Source organism: Nostoc sp. MS1 (assembly GCF_019976755.1).
GTDB lineage: Bacteria > Cyanobacteriota > Cyanobacteriia > Cyanobacteriales > Nostocaceae > Trichormus.
Genome location: NZ_AP023441.1, coordinates 3,467,652 through 3,484,463 on the forward strand (window position 1 = coordinate 3,467,652; position 16,812 = coordinate 3,484,463).

The 16,812-nt window shown below is 41.4% G+C and carries 13 protein-coding genes, 1 tRNA gene and 1 pseudogene; 4 read left to right on the forward strand and 11 right to left on the reverse strand.

Annotated elements, in window-relative coordinates:
- Positions 1-480: 480 nt before the first annotated feature.
- On the forward strand, positions 481-744 hold the full coding sequence (locus tag NSMS1_RS14995) for a SemiSWEET family sugar transporter (protein WP_224094805.1): 264 nt from the start codon (positions 481-483) through the stop codon (positions 742-744).
- 80 nt (positions 745-824) lie between these two features.
- Here the strand turns inward: NSMS1_RS14995 and NSMS1_RS15000 are convergent, their stop codons facing one another.
- The 4 genes from NSMS1_RS15000 to NSMS1_RS15015 all read right to left on the reverse strand — a co-directional run bounded on the left by NSMS1_RS15000 (position 825) and on the right by NSMS1_RS15015 (position 4,117).
- Entirely contained in the window at positions 825-2,885 is a 2,061-nt protein-coding gene (locus tag NSMS1_RS15000) for a ribonuclease catalytic domain-containing protein (RefSeq protein ID WP_224094807.1), read from the reverse strand.
- Positions 2,886-3,103: 218 nt separating this feature from the next.
- Positions 3,104-3,319 carry a 30S ribosomal protein S18 gene (rpsR, locus tag NSMS1_RS15005; RefSeq protein ID WP_067763256.1) on the reverse strand — a complete coding sequence of 72 codons (216 nt, stop codon included), beginning with the start codon at positions 3,317-3,319 and terminating at the stop codon, positions 3,104-3,106.
- Between the two features lie 2 nt (positions 3,320-3,321).
- Complete coding sequence (rpmG, locus tag NSMS1_RS15010; RefSeq protein ID WP_224094809.1) at positions 3,322-3,516, reverse strand: 50S ribosomal protein L33; 195 nt, start codon at positions 3,514-3,516, stop codon at positions 3,322-3,324.
- A gap of 43 nt (positions 3,517-3,559) precedes the next feature.
- Positions 3,560-4,117 (reverse strand): RDD family protein, encoded by a 558-nt coding sequence (locus NSMS1_RS15015; protein ID WP_224094811.1) that lies wholly within the window; start codon positions 4,115-4,117, stop codon positions 3,560-3,562.
- Positions 4,118-4,507: 390 nt separating this feature from the next.
- On the opposite strand from NSMS1_RS15015, the gene glp reads away from it, so the two are divergent.
- Entirely contained in the window at positions 4,508-5,740 is a 1,233-nt protein-coding gene (gene glp / locus NSMS1_RS15020; protein WP_224094813.1) for a gephyrin-like molybdotransferase Glp, read from the forward strand.
- A 20-nt stretch (positions 5,741-5,760) separates the two neighbouring features.
- Here the strand turns inward: glp and NSMS1_RS15025 are convergent, their stop codons facing one another.
- Positions 5,761-7,299 carry a phenylacetate--CoA ligase family protein gene (locus NSMS1_RS15025; protein WP_224094815.1) on the reverse strand — a complete coding sequence of 513 codons (1,539 nt, stop codon included), beginning with the start codon at positions 7,297-7,299 and terminating at the stop codon, positions 5,761-5,763.
- A 135-nt stretch (positions 7,300-7,434) separates the two neighbouring features.
- Between NSMS1_RS15025 and NSMS1_RS15030 the strand changes: the two genes are divergently transcribed.
- Both NSMS1_RS15030 and NSMS1_RS15035 read left to right on the forward strand, forming a co-directional pair.
- Positions 7,435-9,129 (forward strand): serine/threonine-protein kinase, encoded by a 1,695-nt coding sequence (locus NSMS1_RS15030; RefSeq protein WP_224094830.1) that lies wholly within the window; start codon positions 7,435-7,437, stop codon positions 9,127-9,129.
- Positions 9,130-9,188: 59 nt separating this feature from the next.
- A complete protein-coding gene (locus NSMS1_RS15035) occupies positions 9,189-11,297 on the forward strand; it encodes a serine/threonine-protein kinase (RefSeq protein WP_224094832.1) in 2,109 nt (702 codons plus the stop codon).
- A gap of 178 nt (positions 11,298-11,475) precedes the next feature.
- Here NSMS1_RS15035 and NSMS1_RS15040 read toward each other — a convergent pair.
- The 6 genes and pseudogenes from NSMS1_RS15040 to NSMS1_RS15060 form a co-directional block, all read right to left on the reverse strand.
- Positions 11,476-11,549: transfer RNA gene (locus NSMS1_RS15040), tRNA-Val, on the reverse strand.
- A 208-nt stretch (positions 11,550-11,757) separates the two neighbouring features.
- A pseudogene (locus tag NSMS1_RS35455) lies at positions 11,758-12,087 on the reverse strand (IS4 family transposase); the annotation flags it as partial.
- Positions 12,088-12,170: 83 nt separating this feature from the next.
- Positions 12,171-14,054 carry an ABC transporter ATP-binding protein gene (locus NSMS1_RS15045; protein ID WP_224094834.1) on the reverse strand — a complete coding sequence of 628 codons (1,884 nt, stop codon included), beginning with the start codon at positions 14,052-14,054 and terminating at the stop codon, positions 12,171-12,173.
- Between the two features lie 215 nt (positions 14,055-14,269).
- Positions 14,270-14,788, reverse strand: coding sequence for a single-stranded DNA-binding protein (locus tag NSMS1_RS15050; RefSeq protein WP_224094836.1), 519 nt, complete (start codon positions 14,786-14,788; stop codon positions 14,270-14,272).
- Between the two features lie 643 nt (positions 14,789-15,431).
- Positions 15,432-15,719: a hypothetical protein gene (locus NSMS1_RS15055; protein WP_224094838.1), complete on the reverse strand. Its 288-nt coding sequence runs from the start codon at positions 15,717-15,719 to the stop codon at positions 15,432-15,434.
- 288 nt (positions 15,720-16,007) lie between these two features.
- The gene (locus tag NSMS1_RS15060) at positions 16,008-16,568 is read right to left on the reverse strand and encodes a hypothetical protein (RefSeq protein WP_224094840.1); all 561 of its coding nucleotides are present in this window, start codon (positions 16,566-16,568) and stop codon (positions 16,008-16,010) included.
- Positions 16,569-16,812 lie beyond the last annotated feature (244 nt).

Here is a 16,812-nt window from a genome sequence, read left to right on the forward strand (position 1 = left end):
TCCTACTAAATGTGTTGCAAAAATTTTTTGAGTCGGTATTGGTACGAAGAAATCATATTTTTAAGCCTTTCCCCTAGTCGGGGAGAGGTTTGCAGAGGAATTATCCTAAATTGGAAAATGTAGTCTTGTTTCCAAGATACAGTAAAGTTTTAAAATCAACTGAGCGCATAAGTTTTAGAGTTTGTAATAATTACGTCTACTCTATAACCAGCTAAAAAATGCTGCGTTTCTACGTTTAAAAAGCTGCAATTGCTTGTATACATGTATATACTACATCACTCATAAGTAATAACAGTTAAGATTTTAAACTATCTCTTATTTAGTATTTGCTTTCTCAAAAACAAAAATTTATATTTTGACTTTAGAGAGATATTAAATAATAAAAATAGCTATAAACTTTACTATGGTTAAGATTATTAACTCAGTGCTGAGTTAATTCAATATTAAAATTACAGTTTTTTGTCAAAAACCATAGTAATAATGAGAGAAATTATCACTTTTATTTTTGGATTGGGCTTCGTTTTTAATGCTAGCTTGTTTATACCTCAAGCTATAAGAATTATTAAAACAAAAAGTGCAAAAAACATTTCTTTAATCACTTTTGCTGGATTTAATGTAATCCAGTTAAATAGTGTCTTCTATGGTTATTACCAAAAAGATTTGATTTTGATGTATGGAAATTTAATTAGCTTTATTGCTTGTGGAACCGTAACTCTACTTGCTATTTCCTATAGGAACAGATAAATAGTAACGCATCTATTATATGAAATAAAGAGTACGTTACTCATTAAATATAATGCCCCTAACTGAAACTTATGTATAAGTTAGTTAGCAGCTGTCTGTGCTTCTTGGTAAATAATTTCTTGGAACTGGATTACATCTTTTTGTGGGTCGGAAATACTCACTTTTACTAATACTTGTTCGCCTAATCTCACCGATCGCTTGAATACCATCGGTAACTGTAAACCCAAATCTTCCAGTAATATCAGCGCTAAGTTACTATCTTCTCGCAGCCACATTAACACTGTGACTTGCCAGATTTCTTCAGGATGGCGGCGCAAATATTCTAACGCCCAGTATCTATTGGTTTGCCGTTCTACCATTGTCAATTCTTGAGTGGTACTGGTAACGGTCATCATCACTTCTTTGAGTTCTTCGGCGGTGAATGGCGGAACTTCGCCCCGGAGGTGGGCTTTGAGTTGAAAGTGGGTGAGTAAGTCACTATAGCGGCGAATGGGTGATGTGGCTTGGGTGTATGTATCCAAACCTAAACCAGCGTGGCGCACAGGCGTAATACTCATTTCACTTTTGGGCATACAACGCCGCATGGCGCAGGCGCGGACAAAGCCGGCGGGAAGGCTAAGTAATTCGTCGTCTGGGGGTAATTCTGGTTGTGGTTGACCACGGAAGGGTAAGGGGATGTTGTGTACTTGACCATAACGGGCGGCTACTTCCCCAGTGAGAATCATCATTTCTGCTACTAACTGGCGTGAGCGAGAATCGTCTAAAATGTCGATGCTGATGTCGTCATTTTTGACTTTGATCATCGCCTCCGGCATATTAATACTGATTGCGCCTTGATTATACCGCCAAGCTTTGCGCTTAGTTGCCCAATTAGCGATCGCCGCAATTTCTGGTTCTGCTTGTACTCCTAATTCCAACATCTCATCTACGTCTTCGTAGGTGAGGCGATAGGTAGGCTTAATTAAACTGGGATGAATGGTAAAATCTTCTACTGCCCCTGTCTGGCTCAAAATAACGCCAAAACTTAAAGCACCGCAAACTTTACCCTGTACCAAACTCATAGGGCCAGTTGCTAATACTTCGGGGAACATGGGGATCATCCCCGTTGGTAAATATACTGTACTACCGCGCTTTCTGGCTTCTAGGTCTAAATCGTCTTCTGGTGCTAGGTAGCGTGTTGGGTCGGCGATATGTACCCATAATCTTTCCCGCTCATCAGGAAGTGATTCCCAACTCAGCCCATCATCTATTTCTGTGGTGCTTTCATCGTCAACTGTATACACCTTCAGGTGAGTCAAATCAAGGCGATTTGTATCTAAATCTGTTGGCGGGAAATCCAAACGCTGTTGCGCCACTTCTAACACCTTACTAGGGAACTGGACTGGAATTGCCGAACGACGCAGGAACAAGTTCTCGGTCGGACTCCACCATCCCAAGTCTACCAATAATTGAAATGCTCCTTGGGGGGTTGCTGGTCGCCCCAACATATTCATCGTTTCTAATACTGGGGCTGGGGGAGGATAGGCACGAGGGAGGGTATCATAGTTTAGCCCAACCTTAACGATGTCCGCCAGGAGTGTGGCGTATTTTTCCAAAGCTTCCAAGCGCTGGCGGTCGTGGCGTTGCCAATCTACGGTTTCACCTTGGAGTGCTTGTTCTACACGGATCAGAAATTCTTGTTGTCCCCTAGCTTTGAGGGCTTCTACTTCTATTTGGTGCTTACGTTCGGCTACTTGAGCGGACGTTCTCGGTTCGTAAGCATCACCTTTTTGCTTAAAAAATAACTTATCGTCTGATAACAGGCAATGAGCAGCATAACAGGGGGCGGAATCGGATTGGGAAAATAACAGGTTAGCCATTTGTGATGGCGTGACTGTTTCCCCATCTTCCACCAGTAACTCCCAAGCCACTTCCAAGCTTGAGGGGTCAAGATAAGGCTTGACCTCCTCCAGAAAACTATCTATTTCTGATGACTTGTATGTTTTGCCGTTAACGGTATAGGTAAATTGTCTAGGCGCGAGGCTGTGGGATTGACCGCGTTCATCCACCACAAACCAACGGGTCTTTCCGTCTGGACGGTCTATCACGCCCAAACGGCGATCGCCTTGAACCCTAAATTCAACTAGCGTCCCCTTCTCCACAACTCTCGCAACTTTATTAATTGGTTAACAAATAGATTTTAGATTTTAGGCTTCAATAGTGACTACTAAATCCCAAATCTCATGATTTTAACTGTAGAACAATATCCTACACTAATTGAGATTTTAGATTATGGACTCAGACAATCGAAAGCTACATAACTCTATTATGTAGCTTCTTGAGTTGATCCAAAATCTAAAACTCTCGCCTCTGAATGGAATTAACCTTCCGCATTGATAAATGGCAGCAAAGCTACTAGACGCGCACGTTTAATTGCTAATGTCAAGTCTCGCTGCTGTTTAGCTGTCAGCCCAGTAATGCGGCGGGGTAAAATTTTACCACGTTCGGTAACAAATTTACGCAGCAAGTCAACATCCTTATAATCAATCGGTTCTCCCGGCTTAATTGGAGAAAGGCGACGACGATAGTAACTCATTTCTATTTGATTTCCTTGTGAACGGTATGTTTATTGCAGTGGGTGCAGAACTTATTGAGTTCTAAGCGGTTAGTGGTGTTACGACGATTCTTGGTTGATGTATATCGTGAAACACCAGGTGATCGCTTGTCTGGATTGGTTCTACATTCGGTACATTCGAGTGTCACTATGATACGGACACCTTTACTCTTTGCCATAATCTTACAAACGCTAAAGCCTGAAGAGAATTAACACAAATGACTATCTTCGCACATTCCGTTGCAAACTTTCAACTAATCGCTTAATTTTTAAATCGAGCGAATAGCCCCGACGCGACGAAACTATGAATGTCCCAGCATAGCGGTCATGCCAAGCTTGCCGCAGTTGGGTATCAGAGAAAGCAGCCCCACAATCAATTGCTAGGGGAATCACTAGCAGTATAGCAGTAGGGTTAAGTCTTATGTTGTCCAAAGCAATGGACACCAAAAGAACACCAAAGCCAATTATAGCTTCTCGTTTCAACAGTGCCAGCAATTGGGGAATCCTGGGGACAACTTCTCCATCTTCCACTTCTAAAACTTTTAAATCAAAAGCCCAACGTCCTATACTTTGCCCTTGATTGTTGTAAACAACCAACACCCGCAAGATCAACCAAGCCAGAATAAAAACGAGAATCTGAATAAATTGAATACCAATTCCACTACTACCCAAAAAAGCACTAATTACCCAAACACCAAAGAAATCTAACCCTAAAGCGAAACCGCGTCGCCAGAGGTCAGCTTTGGGGTAATGTTTTTTGGGGATGCGTTCTATAGTCATGGGCTTAAGGAGTGGGAATGAGATGAGATATTAGTTGTTCTACTATAAAATTAGGTCAGTCAACATCAAATACACACACCAAAAGACTTTTAGGGCAAACAAACAGAACTAGCTTTACAAGAGCAGGCTATATTTACCCGATTCATGCTGCATATTCCTGGCTGTGCATTTATCTAGGACAGCTACCAAAAGAACAGGGGGGTGATATTCCAGCGATCGCTTTAACTGCCTACACTAGAGACAGCGATCAACAACAAGCAATTGACGCAGGCTTTCAAAAGCATATGTCTAAGCCAGTTGATCCCTTTGAATTAGCGAAAGCTATTGTCAGTTTATTAGGCGACAGGGGATAAAAAATAATTTTTGTAGTTCATTTTATTTAAAAGAATTATGGTATCAGTCAGGGATGCAGCAGAGATTATTTTTAATTTAGTTAAGCCGTTAGATAGTCAACGAGATAGAGAAATTGTTGATTTATTAGCAGCAAATGGACGCATTCTCGCCAACCCTGTAGATAGTTCCCTAGATTTTCCTCATTGGGATAATTCAGCGATGGATGGCTACGCGGTACGTTACGAAGATGTACAGAACTCCAGCGCAGAACAACCAGTAAGTTTAGAAATTATTGAAGAAATCCCCGCAGGTTATCAACCCAAATCTACATTGCAACCAAGAGAGGCAGCACGTATCTTTACAGGTGCAGTCATCCCCAAGGGTGCAGATACGGTAGTGATGCAGGAAAGAACACGCCAAGAAGATAATCGCGTGTTTATTTTGACTACACCAAAACCAGGGGAATTTGTCAGACGTAAAGCATCCTATTACCAATCTGGCACACAACTATTACCAGCCGGAATTAAATTAACTGCGGCAGAAATTGCCGTATTAGCCGCTTCCCAATGTCCACAAGTCACAGTTTACCGCCTTCCCCGTGTAGCAATTTTCTCTACAGGTGATGAACTTGTCACACCAGATCAGCCCCTACAACGAGGACAAATTGTTGATTCTAACCAGTATGCTTTAGCCGCTTTAGTGCGTCAAATTGGGGCAGAACCGATATTATTAGGTATTGTTAAAGATAACCCAAAAGCTCTAGAAGAAACTATCACCCACGCCGTAAATAACGCCGATATCATCATTTCTTCCGGTGGCGTTTCCGTTGGTGATTACGACTACGTAGATCAAATTTTAGCTGCACTAGACGCGACAATTCACATCCGCTCTGTAGAAATGCGCCCAGGAAAACCTCTTACCGTCGCCACATTCCCCCAGTCTGCTATCTATTTTGGTTTACCAGGAAACCCGGCTGCGGTATTGGTAACATTTTGGCGATTTGTGCAGCCAGTAATTAAGAAACTATCGGGAATGGCGGAGGGTTGGGAACCAGGATTTATGAAAGTGCGATCGCATGATGAATTGCGATCAGACGGGAAGCGCGAAACTTATATTTGGGGAAGTTTGCATTTAATTGATGGAGCCTATGAATTTCACAAAGCTGGTGGAAGTCATAGTTCTGGTAATTTGATTAATTTAGCTCAAACTAATGCTTTAGCTGTGCTACCAGTAGGTAAAACATTAATTTCCGTAGGGGAAGATGTGTTAGTTTTACAGCTAATTGTTTAAACCTAAATAATTACGAATTATTATTGTCGTGTGTAACGATGTTTTACACCAATGGGGAAATATTCGCGATCGCCCATTGGTGCTAATGCCACCTGTGGTATTTGGTATTCTGGGGGAACATAGTTAGCAAACTCACTATTTAACCGCAAAAGTTGAGTGAGAATTGAATTGGCGATGGCTTGGCGTTTATCTTCGCTATCTTCTACACCCGGCGCTAATTCCACGACTACAGATAAGAAGCGATTTTTGTCAGCATCTTCCTTCACTTGTAAAACGAATTTACCTGTTACCCACTCTTGAATAATTGGTTGTTCTAATCCTACGCTGACATTTTCGGGGTAAATATTTGCACCAAAGTAGGAGACTGTAAAGTTAGAACGTCCGAAAACGTAGACGAAGGGTAATTGGTTAACTCCTCTGGGAGAGTGGGGAGTTGGGAGTTGGGAGTTGGGAGTGGTGGAAGTGAGATTTTCTAGAGGGTTAAATCCCCAGTTTGATAGGAACTCAAGCATGGCATCATAATTAATAATGCCGCCAGTGTCTAAAATGTTGTAGCGGATAAGAGGAACACCGTTATTACCAGAGAATAGTAATTGCCCGTCTTGCACTTCAAAAAAGCGGTTTACTGGGTCATACTGTACCAATGTCGGTAAACGTGATTCACCAAATAAAGCTTTAGCGGCTGCGGGATTTTGTGCTAAGAAACGGCGGATGCAAATACTCAAGGGGGTTTCATTACCCAACACACCTGCATCGGCTGTACCGTAAAGTGATGCTGAGTCATAACAAGGATTTTGGGAACCCATTCTTTCCCCGACTAAACTACGCCATTCCTCGCTAAATACTTCCCCCGCCATCACCAGTTTAATTTGATAGCGTTGCCACTCCACACCACGAGCAATGCCTGTATCAATCACATCCTTAAGAAATGGTGGATATCCCAAAAGTACCACTTGCTCAAAATTACCGCCGAGTTCCTGCACTACCCGCAAGATTTCTTCCTTATTATTACCCGGTGTAATTACGGTGATGAGGTAGCCTTTACTGGCAAGATAGCGACAGCAGTTAGTGGTGAACATACCACCTACCCATGTGCCAAGGGTGAAACAAATCACCGCGAGAGTACGTCTAGTATCAGCAGCAAAGCTATCGTGAAAAATCTGTTCAAACCTTGTAGCAATTTGCAACTCATCGGTAAAGAAACGCGGCCAAAATGTGGGTTTACCTGTGGAACCAGAGGAAGCCGCTATCATATCGCAACCCGATAAGTTGCCGTCACGGCACAAATCAGTTAAAGGGTAACGAGAAATGTAATTATCTTTAGCGATCGCAGGTAATTGGCGAAAATCTTCTAAACTTTGAATAGTATTCGCATCAATTCCCCTCTCTGCCAAAAAGGCCTGATACGCAGGTACATTAGCAGCCACATCACGAAACAAACTCAAAACCGCCGACTCATCAGTAGTTTGGAGATGTTCTTTTAGCAAAGATTCTAGGGGAGTAGTAACAAACTCCTCCCAAGCCTTAATTACTTTGGTTGTGTGTGTGTTGTTAGTCATTAGTTATTAGTCCATAGTCATTAGTCAACAGTTAACAGTCAACCGTCAACGTATCCTTTTTTAGACAATATTCGTAAATTGCACTAGATTCGTTGTAGTAATTTAGAAAAATGCTCATCTATATCCTTCATAACCATGCAGGTTTATTGCAGTAAGCAACACGCAAATCGTAGCAGTAATCGTTTTTGTACCCACTGCGGGGAAGCTTTGCCGCTTACTGTGCAGCAAATTATAGATAATCGCTATCGGATTATACGTCAACTAGGACAGGGTGGTTTTGGACGGACTTATTTAGTTGAAGATTTGAAAAAGGCTAATCAACCTTTTGTTTTGAAGGAATTTGCACCCCAAGTAGAACAAAAAGAGGACTTACAAAAAGCTAAGGAGTTGTTTGAAAGAGAAGCAAATGTCCTTAAAAGACTCCAGCATTCTCAAATTCCCCATTTTCACGGTTCTTTACAAGCCAAGATAGGTACTAAGGATTTCTTCTTTTTAGTTCAAGACTATATAGAGGGTGACAATTATTGGCAACTTTTAGAACAGCGTCAAAGTGAGGGGAAAGCTTTTACAGAGCAGGAAGTTATTACCTTACTGCAACAAATATTACCAGTTTTATCGTATATTCACGCTCAAAACGTCGTTCACCGCGACATTTCCCCAGATAACATAATTTGCCGTCGTGCTGATAATTTACCCGTTCTCATCGACTTTGGCGGAGTTAAACAGTTACCAGCTTCTCAAGGTTTATGGTTAACTAAGCTGGCTGGCAATAATACTATATTAGGTAAAAAAGGTTACGCTCCAGAGGAGCAACTACGACAAGGAAAAGTATTTTTAAGTAGTGATTTATACTCTTTGGCTGTCACAGCTTTAGTATTACTGACAGGGAAAGAGCCACAACAATTATACGACAGCTACCAAGGTGTATGGCGTTGGGGTAGAGAAATTCAAGTCAGTAGACAACTGGAAACAGTGTTAAAAAAGATGCTGGCTTATAAACCCAGCGATCGCTATCAAAATGCAGCACAAATTCTCAATGATTTACCCGCGCCTGTAGCAGTGACTAAGCCACCATCTACCCATCTGACTAAGATTAAAACAATGGTAGTTTCTCCAGGACGAAAAGTAACGGTTTTAGCAGGGAAACTACAACGCCAGACTCAAGCCGCCAGCCAAAAGTTACCTTTACCTATCTGGCTACGTCCTTTCGCTATTAGCTTTGGTGTAACAGGCTTAATTGTGTTAACGGGCGCGGGAACGTTTGCTTTAGTCAATTCCGTTGTGCGTGGTGTATCTTCAATTTCCTTACCATCAATTTCTTTACCAGAACTACCATCATTACCTAACCCTCTGGCGCAACCAGTCGGCGACAAAAACAAAACTAGCAGCAGTGACATTATTAGCCGTCGTCAACAGCTAGAAATTCCCGAAAGATTTTTTATCCAGACGGTAGATAGCTTATTTTATGCTCAAAAGCCACAATTAAAAGGACGCAGCTTGACATCTAAACCGGAAGATGCACGCTTAAGAGAAGAATGGCACACTGTTGCTGAGGATTTTTTGAATAAAATAGAACAGGCTAACCTTAGTAAGTCATCTCGGCAAAAACTAGGAAGCTATACCCAAAAAGATTATGACAACTGGAGACGACAAGCACGTTCTGGACAACTAGGAAATTACACCATCAACGATCTCAACAAAGACACCAATCAAAAATTTGATAAATTGTTTCCCAATCAACGGCGTGGGAAACTGAATCAGCAAACTTTCGGTCAAATTTGGTATGCGATCGCAGATGATCAAGTAAGTAAAGCCAGATCAGGGAAATAGTGGGAAGCGGGGGAGATGGGAAGAATAACTATGGACTATGGACTAATGACTAATGACTAATGACTAACTTATATTGTTCAAAAGGACACGAGAATTATCCAGGAACTCGGTTCTGTCTTAAGTGTGGTGAGAATTTAGTGGATAATTTTGTGAATCAGGGGATTCAGCCGGGGTTAACTTTAAGCGATCGCTATTTGATTGTGCGCCAAGTCGGACAGGGAGGATTTGGGCGTACTTATTTAGCTGAAGATATTAACCGTTTTCGTGAACTCTGTATTTTAAAAGAATTTTCTCCCCAAGTGCAAACGCCCTATGTTTTACAAAAAGCAGAGGAATTGTTTCAACGGGAAGCTAATGTACTTTATAAATTACAACATCCTCAAATTCCCCGCTTTCGGGAAATATTCCGCGTCAATCAAATGGGGAAGGAATATCTATTTTTAGTTCAGGATTATGTAGAAGGGGAAACCTATAGCAGTTTGCTAAGTTATCGCACACAACAAGGGTTACGATTTACAGAAGCAGAAATTCGTCAACTATTGCTGCAAATCTTACCTGTGCTGGATTATATCCATTCTCTGGGTGTGATTCATCGTGATATCTCACCAGATAATCTCATCCTTCGCAATGTCGATCAACTGCCAGTATTGATTGATTTTGGTGGTGTTAAACAAGTAGCGGCCGTTGTAGCATCTCAATATTATCAACCCGGTCAATTACCAGCCCAACCACCCGCCACTCTTTTGGGTAAAGTCGGATTTGCACCGCCAGAACAAATGCAAACTGGTTCTGTATCTCCCCACAGTGATTTATATGCTTTAGCAGTCACAGCACTGGTTTTGCTTACAGGTAAACAACCGCAAGAATTACTTGATACCTATAACTTATCTTGGCAGTGGCGACGGGAAATAAGCCTGAGTCCGGCTTTAGGGCAAGTATTAGATAAAATGTTAGCTCCTCGGCCTGGCGATCGCTATCAGTCAGCCGAGCAAGTTTTACAAGCCCTCAACCCAGTACCAGTATATTATCCTCCTACTCAAGCACCCGTACCTCAACCTCCCTCGCATCCTCCAGTTCCTATTCCTATTCCCACTACACCGGAAACCGTTGCTGTTTCTCCACCTCCGCCTCCTTTACCACCACCTGCCAAAAGCTGGTGGACACCAACTAAAGTATTTTTAGCCACATTAGTATTAGTAAGTGGTACTGGTTTATTGTGGTGGGGGGTGAGTAAAGGTGATCGCAATACCATATCTGTTGATCCCACACCTACACCAACTACAAGCCAACCCACCAGCCCTATAGATAAATACTCCCCAGAAGAACGACAACGCAAACAAAAATTAAGCGATCGCCGTCAACAATTAGGTATAGATTCTAACTTTTATATTAATTTAGTTAATCAAGTCTTTTGGGACAAAAACCCCAGTGTACGCGGCAGAACTCTCAGCGATGGCCCAGAAGATGCGGATTTACGGGCAGAGTGGGATGCAACAGCCGCCCAATTACTAGATAAACTAACACCACTGAGTTCTCGCGCTAGAAGACAACTTGGTACTTATACTGCCGCAGAACGCGATCGCTGGAAAGTAGAAGTTAATCAAATTAACGTTGGTAGCCGTTCTTTATACGATTTGGGTGATGCAGCCTTCTTCCAAGCCTTTCCCGAACAAAAGGGTAAAAACTTTATTGATCAACCAATTGGGCAGGTTTGGTACGCCTTTGTTAGTGATAAACTGAGTGCTATCCTTGCGGGTACTGCTTTTCAAAAGATTGTCTTTGATCCTGACGCTATAACTAAAACAGTCAGTGGCACATTACAGTCTGCTGGCGGTAAAGTCTTCATTGCCGACTTAGCCAAAGACCAATCATTAAAATTGCAACTACAAGCAAACCCCAAAGTTTTATTATCTGTCTATTCTCCCTCTGGCAAAATAGTATTTTTAGAAGATTCAGACAAACGCACTTTATCAGCCCAACTCCCTGAATCTGGATTTTATGAGTTTGTTGTCGTTTCAACTGCATCCTCATCCGCAGATTATCGCCTCACCCTCACAGTAGAAAATCCCACCCCACCACCAGAACCAACTCCTACAGAAACCCCTACTCCAACTCCTACCGAAACGCCAACAGAAACACCCACGCCTACACCGAGTACAACACCGTAACTTTTTGTAGAAAGGCATTACGCCCCTGGTATAGCGCAATTTATTACAAAGACTGTTTGAATTGATTATTGAATAATGCTACTTTATTAGCATAGTTTTAAAGCATAAAGTTATCGTTGCGGCAAAGTTATCCTTTATGCTTTAAACCACACGAAAATCATCAGTTATTGTAAAAAAATGGACGTAACTGGATTCGAACCAGTGACCTCTACGATGTCAACGTAGCGCTCTAACCAACTGAGCTATACGTCCTTAACCACACGATTTATAAGTATAACATAGATTATGCCTAACAGCAGAATATTATTGATTTAATCGCTGCTGTGCAAGAGCCATGAGCCTTTGCCCTTCTATTTAGGCGGTTGTGCCGAGTTTGATGATGTAATACAAATTTAAAAAAAGAACGCGACAAATACCTGGGTAGAGACGCACGGTGTCATGGGTGCCAATTTAAGGAGCATCAGCCCAGACAAGAGACGAGCGCGAGTGAATAGTGACGTTTGCGCTCGGCTTTGAGCAAACCAAAAAGCTGATAATGGAAAACAGTCAACAACAACATCAGTTTCGCTACGCAAAACAGCCATAGCAAAGTAATATAAACTGCGAAAGACCATCTTTACAGAAATACGTTCAAGTGGCTGAGAAAGTGCCAACGCTACCTGAGAAGAAAATGGTTGAGAACAGTGGAGAAAATCACAGCCGCAAAGATTTGAATCTGAACCCCGTTACGGTCGCCAACCCACATGTAAGCAAAACCCAAAAGTCGTTTAGTCAACTTAAAGGCATCTTTGTTGTCTAAAGATTTACTTTATAAATGGTCTTTTACTCCTGAGAGCTAATCGTCAATTTTCCATTGTTGAACGCTTTTCTTGGTTAAGAAGTTTTCAGGTGGTGGCTACGAACTCTTTCTGGGCTACCTGTGGGGATGGAGGCGATTAATTTTTGGGTGTAGGCTTCCTTGGGTTCGCGGTAGATGCTTTCGGCTGTGCCTTGTTCAACTATTTGACCACGATTCATGACTAAAATGCGATCGCTCATAAATTTGACGACGCTTAAGTCATGGGAAATAAATATATAAGTTAGCTGAAATTCTTCCTGTAATTCTTTCAGCAGATTCAATACTTGCGCCTGTACTGACACATCCAACGCAGAAACAGATTCGTCACAGATAATAAACTTGGGATTTAATGCCAAGGAACGGGCAATACAAACCCGTTGACGTTGACCACCAGAAAATTGATGCGGATAACGATTCATTGCATCAGCACTCAAACCCACCCTTTCTAACAATTCCGCCACTCTTTCGCGTCGTTGTCGAGTTGTTTTACCTACAGAGTGGATTAACAAAGGTTCCATGACTGCATCCCCTACCTTCATCCGGGGGTCAAGGGAACTAAAGGGATTTTGAAAGACAATTTGCATTTCCCTCCGCAGTTTTTGCAACGGTTCACCTTTGAGATTGGTAATATCTTGTCCATCAAAGATAATTTGCCCACTCATTGGTTCAATTAAACGTAGCAAAGTTCTACCCAGAGTAGTTTTACCACAACCAGATTCCCCAACTAACCCTACAGTTTCCCCTGTTTTCACATCAAAGGAAACATCATTAACTGCCATTTGGTAACGTTTCGTTCCCCCAAACCAACCTTTTACCGGGAACCCTACTTTTAAGTTGCGGATTTGTAATAGTAGGGGCTTTTGTTGCAGACTTTCTAGTCTAGCGGCGATTTCTTGATAGGTGATGTCTGGAGGTTGTGCAGGTTCTTTCTCTTGAATAATTAACTGTCCGTTTGGTGTTTCCTCCACACTCATGTAGTCAGAAACGGTGAGTAATTTGTGGGGATGGCGGGTAAGGGTAGGGCGACAAGCTACCAATCCTTTAGTGTAGGGATGTTGGGGATTACTAAAAATCTGCTCTGCTGCACCGTATTCGACAACTTTACCTTTGTACATTACTGCCACTTGGTCGGCAATTTCCGAGATTAAACCCAAGTCATGAGTAATAAAAATTAACGCCATTTCCCGTTTTTGTTGCAATTCTCGCAACAAATCGATAATGGTTGCTTGTACGGTAACATCTAAAGCTGTAGTTGGTTCATCAGCAATTAACAACAAAGGATTACAGGAAATTGCCATCGCAATCATCACCCGTTGTAGCTGTCCCCCTGATAGTTGGTGGGGGTAGCGTTCCAGCATTAATTCTTTATGCTGCTTCACCAACTGCGCTACTTTATACTCATCAAGGGGTGCATTGGGGTTAGTTTGCGGCCAACTTTCAATATATTGTTGTTTAAGTTGCTCATCGCTAGGTAAAAGTTTAACCTCTTGCAGACCTGCGATCGCAATCCGTTTTGCTTCATTTACACTAACCTGCTGATGGCGGAGAATTGCTTCTGTCAGCTGAAACCCAATCGTATAAACTGGGTTCAGTGAACTCATCGGTTCCTGAAAAATCATCGCAATATCTCCACCCCGATATAGCTGCATTTCCTCAGAAGATAAAGCCGCTAAATTTATAGGATTAGCATTAGCTTGGTCACGAAACAAGATTTCGCCACTACTAATTCTGCCAGGATGCTGCAACAAACCCATTACCGCCAATGAGGTGACTGATTTACCACTTCCAGACTCACCAACTATTCCTAGAGTTTCACCACGATGTAGCACAAAAGAAACCCCATCGACAGCTTTGACAGCATCGCCATCACTGGAAAATTCAACTTGCAGATTGCGAACCTCTAGGACAGTTTCTCTCATGGGAGTTAATTTATGAATTTGTCAGTAAAAAGTATTTGGATTTTAGCAGTAGTTTGAATAAATGGGGAGATGAGGGGATGAGGGAGAGGAGGGGATGAGGGAGATGAGGGAGATGAGGAAGATGAGGGGGATAAATACAGAAGGTATATGAGCTAAGTAAATATTCTTCTTTCTCTATCTCCCCTTACTCCCCCCACTCCCTACTCCCTACTCCCCTAAAACGGAATATCATCCGTTTCTGGTTCTTCTACTGGTTGGTAGTTAGTTACTGGAGGCGCAACACTAACTTTACTAGCGGCTGGGGTAGGAGTTGGACGGGGTGTTTCGTAGGTGGGAACATCGTTTTGGATAGTCACAGCCGCCGATGGTGGACGAGATGGGGTTTCCGTCGCGGCTGGTGATCTCTCTACTGATGCTGATGGGGCGAAGTCAGCGCTAACTGATTGAATCTGTTGTACTGTTAATTCAGCACGTTTTTCTTTGAATCCTTCTGGACGGTCGATGGTATTCATGCCTAAACGTCCAGCGATGATGACGCGATCGCCTTGATGATAGTTTTGCTGAATTTCTGTGGCTAGATTACCCCATCCCACAACCTTTAAAGTAGCTGGGGGATCATCTGGCTTCTGGGAATTAGGAAACTGCACCAGCATTTCTGTAACTGCTAAGTTATCTGATGTATAGCGCAGTTGCGGTGCTTGAATAATTTCCGCCATTAAAACACAACTGTTCATTAAATCCTCCTGACTGTTTGGCAAATGGGGAGTAGGGAAGAAAGATTGTCTTGTTTAATGGGAGTTTTCCCTTGACTCACTTTCTTGTTAAATATAAAAGCCAAATTTAAAACTTACCCTTCTCATAGCTAAAATTAGAGATATTGGGAGTAACGCCAATAATAATTAATATTCAATAAGTTGGCTTTTGCTTGTAATTCCAAAATTATTTATCTACCATAATAAATAAACTCTCTAATTAAGTTCAGTTTTAGCATAAAAGCCAAGCGACAGTTTTCAACAACATTTTGAGAATGCTGTTTGCCACTTTCGCCTGACTGGAACGAGCATTGATTTCTGCATGAGTAGTATAATTGTACCACTTTATCGATAAATAAAATACTGGGTACAGATTTGTAACTTAATATTTCGCAGGTAGATTAAGAAGATAAGATTGATAACTTACGCATGAAAACGAAAAACCAAGGGTTCGCACAAGGGTACAGGGGTATTGAAAACCCTTACAGCCTAGATGCGTAAGCCTTGTATAGATGATTCTATATATTCTGTCATAGCTTGTGCGATCGCCCAGTCCACAGCTTCCAGACTCCGGCACACACCACATTTGAACAATTATTGCAAGCAAAATAAATAAACTGTAAATTTAAGCAGATAACTCAGATATTACGTAAGAAACAGTCACAGCAAACATTACTAACAGAACAGGAATTATAGTACTAACTTCTAATTTGCGCTGTTTGACGATTTCAATTAAAGACATTGGCACAATCAAAGGCCAGAAAACAGTTGTGATTACACACATTACAAAACTTAAGAACTTATCCTCTGGGGATGAACTAGGATGGCGCATAGCAAAGTTCACCCAATTGCTGAGAAAATAGCAAGTCATCAATAAATAACTAATTAGTAAAGTTAATTGTATTTGATTCATAACCATCTCTCCCAAGTTGCGTGTGATTATGCCACCAAAATAACTCGAACAAGTTAATTACACAACTGATTTAATAGCAAAAATTAAAAAATTAACAGCCAATATAAATTATTTTTAAAGAAATAGGCTTTGCTGATAACTTCAGCAATAGACAATGAGTTAAGACACTTCAAGTTCAAGGGATACTATGGGGTGTGTTAAGGCTTGAGCCTAAAGTAACGCCACATAACACACCCGGTAATTCTATTACTACGTAAACTTCAACGGATATGGAAAACTATAGTCAAATTAATTCCCTACATCCAAATTCAGATAAAAATTCTTGTCAACTACTCTGTAGCTGCCATCATACTTAATTATAGGAATAATAACCCGGTGTTGTCCTGCTTCCATTTGCCATGATTTGGGAAAATTGTTGATACTGTGACAACCTGTATTAATTGGAAAACTGCTAGGGGTTAACAGCGTATTTTGGTAATTTTCAATACCATGTTTAAATAAAACCGCTTTTGCCTCTAATTTATTGAGTTTCGTTTGCGAGAGTATGCAATAAGTTAAACCCAAGAGTTTGATTTTATCTCCTGTTTTTAGTGCAAGACGTTCAGCATATTTGACTTGTTGAGGTTCATCGCTGTTAATCTGCACAGTTATATGAGAAACACATACTTTGTTGACAATATCTATATCGCATTTTGAAGCAGTAGAACTTGATTGATTTGTAGGCTTATAGTTAATAGAATTATTGCCTTGTGAACTAGGTTTATTGATTAAATCTGCTACTACAGTTGCACTGGCAGTAATCAGCGCAACTAGCATGGGAGTCAGAAGTTTTAGTGTAGAAGGTTTCATACTTGGAACAGTCCAGAAAACTTTTATTTGTTATTTATTACGTTATCTGGGTAGTTATCATTTGTCGGTAAGTAGACGTAGGAACAATTACTTGTGTTAGTTTCTAATGTAAGTAGGTCAAAGTAGGTACAGGTTGGTTTTGCTTGCGTAAGGGAGATAGAACACAGTTTTGAAAGTATTTGCTATAGTCTATGATTGCTCCTATCTAGAACTGACATTGCTACTCCTCCCTACGGAACGCTGC

What these genes read in the sequence shown, in the direction of transcription:
- NSMS1_RS15050 (WP_224094836.1), bottom strand. Translation starts at nt 14,788, where the DNA reads ATGAACAGTTGTGTTTTAATGGCGGAAATTATTCAAGCACCGCAACTG.
- NSMS1_RS14995 (WP_224094805.1), top strand. Translation starts at nt 481, where the DNA reads ATGAGAGAAATTATCACTTTTATTTTTGGATTGGGCTTCGTTTTTAAT.
- NSMS1_RS15035 (WP_224094832.1), top strand. Translation starts at nt 9,189, where the DNA reads ATGACTAACTTATATTGTTCAAAAGGACACGAGAATTATCCAGGAACT.
- NSMS1_RS15045 (WP_224094834.1), bottom strand. Translation starts at nt 14,054, where the DNA reads ATGAGAGAAACTGTCCTAGAGGTTCGCAATCTGCAAGTTGAATTTTCC.
- NSMS1_RS15055 (WP_224094838.1), bottom strand. Translation starts at nt 15,719, where the DNA reads ATGAATCAAATACAATTAACTTTACTAATTAGTTATTTATTGATGACT.
- NSMS1_RS15025 (WP_224094815.1), bottom strand. Translation starts at nt 7,299, where the DNA reads ATGACTAACAACACACACACAACCAAAGTAATTAAGGCTTGGGAGGAG.
- NSMS1_RS15030 (WP_224094830.1), top strand. Translation starts at nt 7,435, where the DNA reads ATGCAGGTTTATTGCAGTAAGCAACACGCAAATCGTAGCAGTAATCGT.
- glp (WP_224094813.1), top strand. Translation starts at nt 4,508, where the DNA reads ATGGTATCAGTCAGGGATGCAGCAGAGATTATTTTTAATTTAGTTAAG.
- NSMS1_RS15060 (WP_224094840.1), bottom strand. Translation starts at nt 16,568, where the DNA reads ATGAAACCTTCTACACTAAAACTTCTGACTCCCATGCTAGTTGCGCTG.
- rpsR (WP_067763256.1), bottom strand. Translation starts at nt 3,319, where the DNA reads ATGAGTTACTATCGTCGTCGCCTTTCTCCAATTAAGCCGGGAGAACCG.
- rpmG (WP_224094809.1), bottom strand. Translation starts at nt 3,516, where the DNA reads ATGGCAAAGAGTAAAGGTGTCCGTATCATAGTGACACTCGAATGTACC.
- NSMS1_RS15015 (WP_224094811.1), bottom strand. Translation starts at nt 4,117, where the DNA reads ATGACTATAGAACGCATCCCCAAAAAACATTACCCCAAAGCTGACCTC.